Below are 13,598 nucleotides of genomic sequence, written 5' to 3'. Positions count from 1 at the left end.
ACTCCTTACTTAACTGACTGTATTGGTTTTTGCTGCCAAACACGGATGTATTCAATTTCAAAGTCGACTACACCATCATCTTTTTTACCTTCAGGGCTATTACGTTCAAGCTCTTCTTTACTTTTTGGTACGCCATGCCAAGGAAAAGTCTCCTGATCAAGCCATAAAAACAGTGGCTTAGTGGCTACATAGCCTGTATCAACCCCACGATGCTCTTTAGCCCAGGCATCAGCTTGTGCTGCAGATACTTCGCTAAATAATTTACCGTCAACATAGTATTTAATTCCATCAGCCCTCCAATCGATTCCATACACATGAAAGCCATCAGCCACTCTAAAACCTAAGTCTTTTCGCTCTGTATAAGTGGGCTTGCCCATCACCTTTTTATTCCAATCGCGGATTGACCACCATAATTCACTGTCTATGTGATCTTTTTTAGGATCAAGCGAGTCGCCAAATAATTCAAAAAAATCAACTTCTAACTTTTCACCCATCGACCAAAATGCGCTGCTTATTTGCGCATCAGCGGCTTTACTTTTAATTTCTATGTACCCGTACTGAAATGACTTTCTGCCAATAAAGCATGCCGTTGTCAGGTTTTCGTATTTAAGTGCATCGCCAAACACGGGCTTATGTATTTTTTCTTCAAATGGAAAGTCTGGCTCCCAACGTGTTTCAAGCTTTAACTTACCATCTTCTAAACGGTAGTTATTACCCGAAAATTGCGAAGGTGCTCGGCCTTTCCATACTTTTTTATTTGGCTTATCTGGGTGCTTATAAACGGGTTTACCGTTTTCTAGTTTACCCACAATGTACCAACGTTCTTCATCGATAGTGCTGGCTTCAAATTCATCACTTACTTGGGTGTTAAGTACCCATTTACCAGTATTTTGCGGATCCGTTAATGGCAGTTGATTATTTTTAGTTTGGGGAAGCTTTTGCATATTAGTCGTCGAATCGCTGCTACAACCGCCAATGGTTATTACCGACAATAATGCTGCTGTGAGCGTCAATTGATGTGTTTTTATATTTTTTTGTGCGTTGTTCATGATGTCTCATCATTTTGTATGTAAATTTGTGTGAAAGTTAGAAGTTGGTGTATAAATAGATTTTTCATCGAGGCTTATAAGCAAACAAAGCGACTTTAAACTTATTTAGTTTAAAATCGCTTTAACAAATACTATTTTGTACACGTGTTACCTAAATGTCGGTACGAATAACAGCATAATCATCTATTAAAAGTGAATTCCCTGTTGGTAATCCATACACTTCCCAAAGAGTAAACACATCGGTTACTGAGCTCCACGTTGCTGGAATAGCCCATTCACGTGTACTAGTTGAATCCTCTTCAAACTCGATATATTGCCACTGCGTAGTGGCTGCGAGTGCTGCGCTAAATAAGCCGGCTTCTGAGTAACGACCTGTAAATCCATTTGCATCCTCAGGTATGCCGTCATAAACCCACGGTACAACAACATGACGTAACGTAACGGGTTCAACTGGCACTTGATTTAACTTAACCCACACGGCATAACGGTATGTTTTACCAACAGATTCAGCACCACGCCCATAGTTGGCGCTATACCAGTTACGTTGTTTATTCCATACTTGCTGAGTTGCAAAAGAGTACGGTGTATTCGCTTCACCTTGAGTAGCAGTGCCCGCTGTAATTTCAAGCGATCGACCATTACCCGACACAGAGGTTGCCGATACGCTATAAGTGGCATTGCCTTTATAAGGTGCGCCTTCACCATTTAGGTTAAAGTCAGTGTTAAAGCCTGCTTCGTGTTCAGACACACCCGGCTCACACATTTGGTTATTAACAGTATTAACCGTAATACTTTTTTGCGAAATGAGTGATAAAGGTGTGCTTGCTGTATCGCCATCAATAAGTTCAACCGTTACCGTATTTGAGCTGTCTATTGTTGTAGGTGCTTTAACGGCAAGTACTTCTCCAAAGCCACTTTTAGCGGTTAAGCTTTTCGTAAATGAAACCTCATCACCAAGTGTCCAATCAAAAGTATATTCGCCACTTAACTCTGCGTTTAGTAAAGCAGGCTGCACTTTTACACCACTGGCCACACAGATTGGAACGTCCTTGTTACCTGAAGAAGCGCCTAACTCGTTTTTATCGTCGTTTGTTATTGCAAGACTAAAAGCACCTGTCACTGTAAGTGTGGCGTTTGCTGAAGCTTCGGGGTTATCAACACTTGTGGCTGTAATAGTCGTTTCACCGGTATTTTTAGCGCTAATAAGGCCATTTTCATCTATAGTTGCGATATCTTCATCTGCAATTGAATAAATAAGTGCGGGGTTACACGCGTAACTTGGTATCGCTGATGCGAATACACTTGCTTGGCCACCAGCAGGGATTTCAATCGGCGAGACGCTGACCTCAGTTACAACATCATCAATCGCATTGACAGTTAATTGTAATGTACGTGTAGGCAGTGCTCCGCCCGCAGCAATAGCTGCACCATTATTGATAGAATATGTAATGTTATAAATAACTTGGCTCGGAAAGTCTAAGTTACCATCAGCAATAGGGTTACCTTCGCCATCTAAAGCGCCTCTTATATCGGTTTGGTCGCATTGTCTTAATGCCGCCGAAAACGCATCGGTATTTATAACTAATTTAGTGCTATCACTTGATTGCGTGAAAGGTGAAATTCGGTGTGACGCAATGGTATTAGCGCTTGTTTGTGGGGTAGTGAAATTATTATTAACCACAAACTCTAGCTCACTTACGTTTATGGTTGCTCCTGACTCAGAGGCTGGTTTACCGTCGATTGTTACGCCTTGCAGTAAATCAATTTCTTGAACTCCGGACTCTTCATTTAATGTGCTCGTAATCACTGCGGTATCGATTACAAGTACTAAATCAGATTTAAACTGCGGATCGTAACCTTCATCCGTTCCGCCGCACCCTGTTAATACTGAAAATATAACACTGCTAATTGCTGTTTTTATTAGTAAGTTATGTTTCATCTTACTCTCCAAAATTTGTAAGGCAGCGAGCATAATGTGGCCCGCTGCTAATAGTTTCTCAATTAAAAGGTGCCGCGAAGACCAACACGGAACTGACGGCCTGTTTTCCAAACTGATGCTGTACGCGAAGTAGTTACACTGCCATCTTCAATTGCGTTGCCTTCATCAAGCACAACCTCTTGCGAGTTAGCTTCAAACGCATTGCGCGTAAATGAACTGGTGTAATAAATTCGGTTAGTTTCATCAGTTAAGTTAAGTGCCTGAAAAGTTAAGCTAAAGTTTTTATTAATTTTATAACTTGAGCTAAAGTCCAAACGATGGGTTGCCTCTTGCCATGTAGCACCGCCAACTAAACCTCGGTTAACTAATTGCTCCCCGGTATAGCGACTCGCTAAACGTAATTGAATCCCTTTTTGTTCCCAATACAGTGTTGTATTTAGGGAATGCTTTGGAGTGTAAGGTTGTGGTAGTGGTTTTAAAAATATATCGGTATTACCTACCTGCTGACGATCAGATTCTGAATCTTGATAGGTATAGTTCATGTTTAAACCTAAGCCACCCCAATAACTTGGTAAAAAGTCATAGTTTTGGTTGTAACCTAGTTCAACACCTTTGATATCTGCGCCTTTGCCATTGGTTACTGTGGTTACGTTTACAACGTCACATTCAATGCGCCATTGGTCAAAAAAGCCCGCAACTTGCCTAAGTGGCATACAATCTTCTTCGCCACCTGGTGTTCTATTCTCATCGTAATCAAGTAATAAATCGGCTGTTTGTAAATCGTATTCAGTCCTAACGTCTTTGTAGTGATACGGAACCACAACCGTTTCTTCAAAGTCTTTCATATCCTTGTAAAAGAACGCTGCCGAGAGCAAGCCTGAATCACTAAAGTACCACTCATAAGACAAGTCGAGATTGGTTGATTTAAGCGGTTTTAAATTTGCATTTCCTGCTGAGCCATTAGCAGAGTCCCATTGTTGTTCAAAAATTTGTGTACGTGGGTTTAATGAATCAAAACGAGGACGTGTCATTGTTCTACTAACAGCAAAACGTGCAATCATTTCTTCGTTAACTGCATAGTTTAAGTTCAAGCTAGGTAAATAAGCGTCATGTCCGCCTTTTTTAGTTACCCATGCAACGCGGTCTTGTACTTCACGTCCGCTACCTTGTGTCCCTGTAAATGAGGTTGTTCTGTCTAAAAACGGCCAAATTTGTCCGTTGCTTGCAAAGTGTGCCCACGCATTAGCTGACGTTGGAACTAAATTTCCGTTGCTGTCGTAAATTAAAGAAGGTAATGCATTGTTAGCTATAATGTTGCCATTTTCATCTACAAACACTTGCTGATTTACACCCAGTCCGGTGTTGCCATCAGCCCCAGGAATTACAAACTGACCCGTTTGCGGATCAACAGGGAAAGTAGCCGGGTTTGAGCGGTTATACGCATGGGTGATTTGCCATGCCCAACAGTTTTGTAGCTCAGCATCGTTTGCTGGTGTGTAACGATGATCAGGCTGACCCGTGTCAGATACCCCCATAACAGCTGCCGGACAGGCATCTAAATTTGTATTTGCTAAACCGCGCTCAACTAACAAATTGTACGCATCAACCATTTGTGGAAAACGCGTATAGTTAATACCGCCTACACCAGTTGCTGTTGTGTCATCTTTTACATACCTAAGGCCTAAGTTACCTGTTAGCTTGCCATCCATCAGCTCAAAGTTTGCTTTAAAATAAGCGGCTTTTGTTTCGGTTTCAATATTACGACTGCCTGTAATGGTTTCGCGTATACCTACTTCACCTGCATCTTTGCCTGAAACAATTTCAAGCGCTTTTTCGGCATCAAGTAACGGCCAGCCATTAAAAAACTCTGCAGAGCGGTCTGATTGAATATCTTCACCAAAATTATCGTAAGGATAGGCACTATCAGCGATTATATCGGCTAAGCGAATTGTACCAAGCCCACGTACTTCAAAAGCTTGATCAGGGTCTTCTAAATCTATTAAGTCACTGCCATTTGTGGTTGCTCTATTTTGAATAGAGACATCTTTTTTACGATTTGTCCACTTAACTCCAAACTCGATCGATCTGATAAAGTCGCCATCAAGCGCATAGTCAAAATCAACAAACAGTGATTTGTTTGTATCCGCTAATTTATTTTTACGCAGCACTAAACTACCTAAGTGATTGTGCTGCATGTCATACGGATTAAAACGGCTGTATACCGCATTAGACGTACCATCAAAGGCATCAAACTCACCTGGAGTAACGCCAGTTGAGTAACTACATTCTCCACTGCCGCCACAGTCATAGCCAACCATTTCGTGGCTGCCATCGGGCATTGATTCAACTATTTGACGACCTGCCGTGCCCCATGTAGCTGTACTAATAGAGATAAAACGATCTTTCTCATCATCGTCTGGTGTTTCATCTGTTGTTTTAGAAAAACCAGCTCTTACATTCATATTTAATGAATCAGTTACCTGATAATCAATATCAAGTGACGCTACATTAGTATCAATTTCTCTAAGTCCGTAGGAGCGAACAAAGTTACCGCCTGTAGAGCGGCTACTTGATTGCTGCAAGGTATTGGTCGATAAATCAACCCCGTTTAGTGCTGTATTGTCATCACCGGCATAAATTAAAGGTGTTACAGGTCCCATGTTTAAACGCAATCGTTGACTGTCGGTTAACACATCTTGCTCTGTATGAGTTACATCTAGCTGAATATCAAGTGACTCTGTTGGTTGGTATTGAAAACCTGTAGATACTGACAAGCGATCTCGTTGGTCATTATTTAATGTAAAATCAATAACCTCACGCGCTAAAACAAATAAATCACCTTCATGTAATATTTGCGTTTCAGGGTCGTAATTATTAAGTGAACTCAGTGGGTTTAATAATGCTTCTCCATTCTCACCAAAAAGCTTATTTCCATCAGCATCACGTTGATTGCCAAGTACCCTAATTGCTTTGCCTGTAAAGGTGTCATGTGCTGTACGGCCTGTCGCATCATCTAAATCAACGATAGGAATTGCGCCGTTAGCCCAATCGGTATTGATACGATCTTGTCGTGTTTTTTGTGTATCTTTAGAGGCGGTGATAATAAAGCCAAAGGTGTCGTCAAAGTATTTATCAGAAAAGCTAAAATTAATGCGTGAGTCACTTTCATCAGAAAACTCGTTGTAGCGCCCTTCAACCGTAAAAGAACGACGTGGTTTGTTTAAATTTAGCGGTTTTACAGTTCTCAGTACAACACTTGCGCCGAGTGAGCCTTCATCGTTATCAGCAGAGGATGTTTTAATTACATCGATAGATGACAATATATCTGACGAAAAAGAGCTTAAATCTACACTGTTATCGTTAGTAGCGCCCGCACTAGAGCCATCGGTACTTAGCCCGCCGGTAAGCGCTACACCATTCATTGATATTTGATTTAAAGAAGGTCCGGCACCACGAATTGATATACGTGTTCCTTCACCGCCTTCTTCTTGAATACTCACCCCTGTTACTCTAGATAGTGCATCAGCGATGTTTTGATCTGTTGATTTACCTACATCTTCAGCATGAATTGAGTCACTTACGTTGTCGGAAAAGCGCTTTGCGTTTACCGCTTTTCGTAAGCTACTTTTGATTCCTTGGACTTCAATTATTTCGATATCTTTTTGTAGTTTTATTTTCTCTTTTTCTTCATCTTCTTGTGCAAAAGCAGATGATGAAATAAGCGAAACAATAATAGCTGCAGAGACTGCTGATAACCTAAAGTTATGCTGCATTGTGTGCTCTCCTGTTTATCGGCATCCTTTTTCTCAATGCCAGTGTGTGATGATGTTGTCTGTTTTTATTGTTAGTTAAGCGCCACAGATAAAATGAATCAACGTCCTGGTATCCTAATTTCGTTTCATAGTGTTGCTTAACTTGCGATCAAGTTAAACATATGATGTTTGTATTTACAAGTTGTTTACTTTGCTTTTTACATTTTTGTTTCTTTTTCAAACGAATAAATTTAAGTTATTGTTTTAAATAATTAAAATTCATTAATATTTAAGTAAAAGTGGCGTAGATATTTTATTTTTTTATACAAAGCAAAAATAAAGAGACAGAAGCCCTATTAATAAATAAAAAATGTTGTTCAAAATGACCAAAATTGAGTTGTTTAGAAGAAATTTATAAAGGTTTAAACTATTAATTTATGCGGATTAGAGTGTTACAGCTACCAAAAGCTGCCAATTAGTAGCTTTTGATAGCGATAAACCAAATGTATTGCCCATAAATCTTAAGCTCAGACATTACATGGCAATACACACGTTTTTAATTTACAGGTAATTTAAAGAGATAGCTTAGAAGCAAATTTATGGTGCTAACCTAAAGAGTAACTGTTATTGATCGTATAACTTAATTTCACTTACTGTATAAGGCTTACTATGCCCAGTATTGGTAATGCCTGGGCCTGTAAGCAAGTCAAAATTCGACATAAGCAAAGAGCCTTTATAATAAATAATATCGGCAGGTTGGTCTAACTCGCCATTTTCTGAATTGTTATCGGGGTACGATGCAATAACGGTTACATTTTGGTTTGTATCAATTTTTATAACTTGATTAGTTAAAAAACCTGCAGCGTATAAATTACCTTGAGGGTCTATAGTAAGGCCATCAGGTCCGCTTCCTTTTGGAAGTGTTGCGTAGGTACTTTGGCTAAGCAGGTTATTGTTTGCATCAAGCGTTAATTTATAAATTAAGTCGTCACCTAAGTTGGTCACAAACAAGTTACCCTGTGCGTCAAACACTAAGCCATCAAGTCCAAATTTACGTTGCTTATTAACAGTTTTAGCTAAAAACAATAAATGTGGATCATTTATATTGTTTGTCACTAATATATTCGTATCTGTGGCCTTAAAACGATATATCCCACTGAGAGTCTCGGCCTTATTTTTACTTGGCACACGCAATTGAGTTACGTAAATATAGCCATTTTGATAGCGTACACCGTTTGGCGAACTCATGCCTTTGGCAACGACTTGAGTGTTAATAACTGCATTATTCTTTAAGGTAAGTTTAAGTAATCGGGCTCTGCCAGCGCCTTGGTTATCGGCTACAAATAACGAACCATCGGGGGCATAGGCAAGGCCCATAGGACGACCCTTCCCTTTATTATTTGGCCCCGATAACTGGGCTATTTTAGTAAACGTGTTGTCATTATTAATATTAACCAGCACACCCGCTTGTAGCCCTTTATTGGCATAGTTAACGCACGATAAAGTAAGTTCTCCTGTAGGAGAGACAGCAAAAGCGTCTGGGGTTGGGCAATAATCAGGGAGTGATGCAAATAAACTCGCACTATTAAGCATTGTATTAGACGTTTTAACAGACGCTAAAGATGCACTTACTTCCCCTTTATTTATGCTTTTATTATTGCTTTGAGCCATGTGAGTACTGCAACCAAACACAGTAAATAAGCACACTAAACCCGCTAATTTATTTTTAAGATGAGTGATGTTGTTTTTATTCATTATTGCTCTCTTTTGCTCTTAATTTTTGCGAAAAAAAAGCAAGGCTTGTTACCAAACCTTGCTTTTTACCTCTCATAGTTAACTCTTTTGCATTAAAGATTGGTTACTTTATCTATACCAATCTTAGATTTACTTATCACTTCGCCATTGCTGTAACGCACACTCACGTTATCTATTTCGTTGCACTGACCCAAACCAAAATGAACCACGTTATCAAATGATTGTGTATAAGGTGCTGCATCAGGCGATACTCGCTTTGTTAGGGTTTTACCACAGCCTTTAAGTGTCGCTATAGCACCAATTGGGCTTGTATTATGCTTAAGTGAATTACTTATACGCAGTAATGCATAGTGATTACTGTTATTGGCTTGATTACTAAATAAGTGCCACTGACCTCTGTCGTTATTCATAATAATATCGATCTGGCCGTCTAAGTTGTAATCAAATACATTTGCGCCTGAACCAATGGTACCTAAGGTATTTGTAATTAATCCCGAATGAGTAGCTTGGCTAAATGTATTATCGCCATTATTTAAATACAGTATTTGCGACGTGGGGGTTACCAAGTTACCTTGTTTAACAACAAATAAATCTTGATATCCGCTGTTGTTAAAATCACCTACACTCACTCCCGTGGTATTTAAATTGGTTTTAACACCGGCTTTATCACTTACATCAACGAATTTTCCACCTTCATTTTTTAATAACAAATCTGATGGTGCCACTGGCTTTTTATTTTCTGCATAGTGCTTAACACCGGTTACCACTCCCGTAGTCGGTGAAAACGTATTACCCGCCATGCGCCACTTATTATTACCTATATAACCAACATAAAGTCCTTTATTAGGTTGAGTATCAGGCCATCCTAAGCCGTTACTGCTAACAATATTAACGTTTTGACCGCTGTGCCTTTCACCTTCAAATTTGTATTTATAGGCACCTTCTCCTACAAACACATCTTGATTCGGATAAGGGGATTGGTAATTAACTATATTGAGCGTGTCGCCAATAAGTAAGTCGTTGAATTTAAATGACCCGCGTTTAGTATAAAAACCAAATGTTTTGCTTTTAGCATCAAAAAACGTATCGCCTGCTTGTAATGGGTTAGCACGACTTATATATAAATCAAAGTCACCATCGTTATCAAAATCGATTTCGCTAACACCCGTCGCATCCATTATTTTATTAGGTAAAATGTTGCCGGTTACGTCACTAAAGGTAAAGTCGCCATTGCCTTTTAAAATACGTAAAGCGCCGTCGCCGTAAATCACTAAATCGTCAACTTTATCGTTATTAAAATCGGTAATAAGGACTTTTTGACCGTCTCGATTAGTTTTTGGTAAATCAGTTGCGTGGGTTATATTGCCAGTACCATCATTTTTATAAATAAAATTACTGGTTTGTTTACCGCTATTAGCCTGCGGGAATCCCATTAGTAATAAATCTAAGTGGCCGTTGTTATTGGCATCAAAAAACTTACTAGTGCGCCCACGTAACGTTGGCAATTTGGGTGAAAAATCACCGCCTTCAATAATTTCTCTTTTGTTAAAGTGAAATAACTTAGCATTACGCGCGTTATCGCCAGAGCCACCACCACGCGAAAGCAAAATGTCCATTTTGCCATCTTTATCGTAATCGCCTACGCCAATACCGTGCATATCACCCACAATAAGATCGCGCCCTTTGTCGTAAACGCCTTTATTGTTCCAATACAAACGAATGGTATAACCATGATCAGTAAGTAATAAATCAGGGTAACCGTCTTGGTCTAAATCGCTTATTAATGCGTTATCCCATTTACGGCGGTTTTTGTTTTCTAATTTAATTGCTTGGTGTTGCTCAGTAAATAATGTGCTGCTAGTTGTTAGCTGAGCGCCCGCTAGGGCACTCGCTCGTTGACAACCTAGTAAGCTTGCGCTCATGCATAATAAAGAAACATGCCATACAATTGTTTTTACTTTCATAAAGCCTCCTTGAATTTGATGAAACTTACTTGGTTGTCTTAAACGTTTTATCAAATCGTGGCATGGCATCTAATCGCCAACTCGCACCTTCAGTAGTTTCGTGAAACCATTTTGGCTGTTGGTTATCCCAGCTCCATTTTTCCATTTCGCGAACCATGTCGGTTAACAGTGCCTTGTTAGATTTACTTACATCATGTTTTTCAGAAATATCGTTTTCGATATTAAATAACTGCCACGGTTGCTGGTTAACTTTTAATGCTTTCCACTGGTTCATACGAATTGCAGCATCGCTGTAACCTTTACGATGGCGAAGTGCATAAATAGGCTCATCTTTATGTGGGTTTTCATTTTTAATAAACGCAGGCCACATATTTGTACCGTCTAAATGTTGGTTTTCTTCAACTTTAGCGCCCGCTAAAGCTGCAAATGTTGGGTACAGATCAAGTGCCGATACAGGATGCGAAAAGCGTTTGCCCGCAGGTACATGCTTAGGCCAATGAAACAACATAGGGACTCTAAAGCCACCTTCTTGTGTACTGCCCTTACCTGCTTTAAGTGGGAAGTTATTAGCACCTTTACTTAATTTGCCACCGTTATCACTCATAAATACGATAAGCGTATTATCATATTGATTATTTTTTTTCAGGGTTTCTACTAGTTTACCCACGCCGCGGTCAACTGCGTAAACCATACCTGCGTAGGTTTTACGGTCTTTATTTTTTATATTAGGAAACATCGCCATATCTTCATCCTTAGCTTGCAATGGCACATGCGGTGCGTTGTAAGCTAAATATAAAAAGAATGGATTTTTTTTGTTCACTGCTTTGTCTACAAAATTAACGGCTTCGCGCGAAAGTGCATCAGTAATGTACTGCGTTTCTTTTACTTCTTTGCCGTTGTGCTCTAGCGGTGTAATGTACTCAAAAATATTTTTTAAGCCTTGTGCCTGTTGCTTTTTATACTGGGGTTGGTACTGATCAGGAAAGTAATTATGCCCACCCCCTAAAAAGCCATAGTATTCATCAAAACCACGTTTATTTGGATGATACTGCGGCGCATCGCCCATATGCCATTTACCTAATGCACCGGTAAAATAGTTGTTTTCGTTTAGTAGTTTACTAATAAACTTGGCGTCAGTAGGCACGCCTACGTTTGAGCCGCGTGTAGGTAAATTAAATTGTGAGCCAATCTTATGTGGATAACGACCGGTCATTAATGCCGCTCGGCTTGGGCCACAGAATGGGTGCGCTACGTAAGCGTCTGAAAAAGAGGTACCCGATTTAGCAAGATCATCAATATTTGGGGTAATAATGTCCTTAGAGCCATTAAAACCAACATCTGCATAACCTAAGTCATCTGCAACAATAAGAATAATATTGGGTCTTTGTTCACTTGCGTGTCCCCCCGCAGAGCCAATTAATAATGCAAGCGATGATAAAGCGCTCAATAATTTTGTGTGTGTTTTCATAGTGCCAATCTCAATTTTGAAAATAAAAATAGTAGGCCAATTATGGCCTACCAAAGGGCATTACTCGGCTATAAAAAAGCTTTCATGTGGTGGTTAAATTTTGTTAATGATGGGTCGTCAATACGGTTTAACTCTCCCGCCATTTTATGCACTAAATCAGTAAGCTGTTTTTTGTATTTAGGATTATCTATTTGGTTTGTGATTTCGTACGGATCATTTTTTAAGTCGTATAATTCATCGCGGCTATCACCTGGATTCCATACAAATTTCATTTCAGGGGTACGTATAGCTCTAATACCAAACCATCCGCCGTTGTACCATTCGTAGGCATATAACGAAATATCATCTTTACCAGCATCCGCACTATCACCTTGTTTCATTAATGGTAAAAGTGAACGCCCATCTTCGTCGCCATCAAGTGGTAGTGTCATCCACTGGCGAAGTGTTGGCGCTATGTCGAGCATAGACACTTGGCGGTTAATTATTTTAGGCTCAAGGCTAGGGTCACGAATAATAAGTGGCATACGCATTAATTCGTCATACGCATATGGGCCTTTGTCATAAAGGTTATGCTCACCTAACATACTGCCCTGATCGCCGACTAAAATAATGTGCAGGTCGTCGTATAAACCTTCTTCTTTAGCCGTATTAATAAGCTCGCCAACTGCGTGGTCAATCATGGCAATGGCACCATAGTAAAAACTATGTGCTTTGCGCCAATCGGTTTCACTCATATGACTTACGTCATGCCAAGGCCACCAAATATCATCTTGCGCCATTGGTTTATGTTTACGTTTTATACCAAAGTTTTTGGGAAGTTTTATATCTTTGTAGTCGTACATGCTGGCGTAAGGCTCTGGTACTCGGTACGGTGGATGAGGTTGTTCAAAGCTAACAATACCAAAAAATGGCTTGTCTGATTTAGCCGCATTTTGCAGCATTAGTTTGCCTTCGTTTACTTCTTTAGCCGTTACTGTATCAGCATATGTACCCGCAAGTGTTTTGTAGTAATCATGCTTTTCGCCATTTTTATCACGTTCTCCTGCGTTCATACGGGCTACATTTTTTTGCGTTTGATAAGGCGTAAAAGGACGGCCGTTACGCTCTTCATCTTTATCGTGCCCCCACATAAAGTTTGCACCGCGCAGTGCTGGGCCTTGTGCACCTAAATGCCATTTACCTACATAGCTAACATCGTACCCTATGCTGGTTGCACGTTTAATTACGCTGCCTTCACTAAGTGATAACTCCGAAAGACGAGAGTGATAAAGACCTACGTTATCGTCAAGACCCGTTTTATGTCCCCAGCGCCCAGTAAACATAGCCGCGCGCGAAGGTGAGCATAATCCAGTAGAAGTCATCGCTTGATCAAATCGCGTGCCTTCGTTTGCTAATGCATCAATATTTGGCGTTGAAACTGGCCCATTACGGTATGAAAATGTGTCAAAACGCATATCATCAAACATTAAAATAAGCACATTAGGTTTTTTGGTTTCTGCTCGCTTATTTTCAGAATTATTTGCATATACATTAGGTGCGGTTAGCGCGCAGCACCCGATAAGCATCAATAACTTTATATTGGATACTTTCATTGTGTGTGTCCTTTTATGCTGAAAGTTATGCTAAGCCTATATGCTTAGCCCCGTAGGCTATTTAAAAAACAATATTGTA

The 13,598-nt window shown here is 39.9% G+C and carries 7 protein-coding genes; all 7 read right to left on the bottom strand.

Features of this window, described 5'->3' with window-relative positions; genetic code table 11:
* Positions 1-5 precede the first annotated feature (5 nt).
* The 7 genes from LOS73_RS11580 to LOS73_RS11550 all read right to left on the bottom strand — a co-directional run bounded on the left by LOS73_RS11580 (position 6) and on the right by LOS73_RS11550 (position 13,519).
* The gene (locus LOS73_RS11580) at positions 6-1,049 is read right to left on the bottom strand and encodes a family 16 glycosylhydrolase (protein ID WP_165724994.1); all 1,044 of its coding nucleotides are present in this window, start codon (positions 1,047-1,049) and stop codon (positions 6-8) included.
* A 151-nt stretch (positions 1,050-1,200) separates the two neighbouring features.
* Positions 1,201-2,988 (bottom strand): Ig-like domain-containing protein, encoded by a 1,788-nt coding sequence (locus LOS73_RS11575; protein WP_457933679.1) that lies wholly within the window; start codon positions 2,986-2,988, stop codon positions 1,201-1,203.
* Positions 2,989-3,050: 62 nt separating this feature from the next.
* Positions 3,051-6,761 (bottom strand): TonB-dependent receptor, encoded by a 3,711-nt coding sequence (locus tag LOS73_RS11570; RefSeq protein ID WP_457933678.1) that lies wholly within the window; start codon positions 6,759-6,761, stop codon positions 3,051-3,053.
* A gap of 603 nt (positions 6,762-7,364) precedes the next feature.
* On the bottom strand, positions 7,365-8,495 hold the full coding sequence (locus LOS73_RS11565) for a Vgb family protein (RefSeq protein ID WP_007375141.1): 1,131 nt from the start codon (positions 8,493-8,495) through the stop codon (positions 7,365-7,367).
* A gap of 92 nt (positions 8,496-8,587) precedes the next feature.
* Positions 8,588-10,459: a CRTAC1 family protein gene (locus tag LOS73_RS11560; protein WP_457933677.1), complete on the bottom strand. Its 1,872-nt coding sequence runs from the start codon at positions 10,457-10,459 to the stop codon at positions 8,588-8,590.
* Positions 10,460-10,484: 25 nt separating this feature from the next.
* Complete coding sequence (locus LOS73_RS11555; RefSeq protein ID WP_457933676.1) at positions 10,485-11,927, bottom strand: sulfatase-like hydrolase/transferase; 1,443 nt, start codon at positions 11,925-11,927, stop codon at positions 10,485-10,487.
* 68 nt (positions 11,928-11,995) lie between these two features.
* The gene (locus tag LOS73_RS11550; protein WP_457933675.1) at positions 11,996-13,519 is read right to left on the bottom strand and encodes a sulfatase-like hydrolase/transferase; all 1,524 of its coding nucleotides are present in this window, start codon (positions 13,517-13,519) and stop codon (positions 11,996-11,998) included.
* Between the last annotated feature and the right edge of the window lie 79 nt (positions 13,520-13,598).

This window comes from Pseudoalteromonas sp. SCSIO 43210 (genome assembly GCF_054133285.1).
Note: the sequence above shows the minus strand (reverse complement) of the source record. Positions and strands in the feature narration are given on the sequence as shown.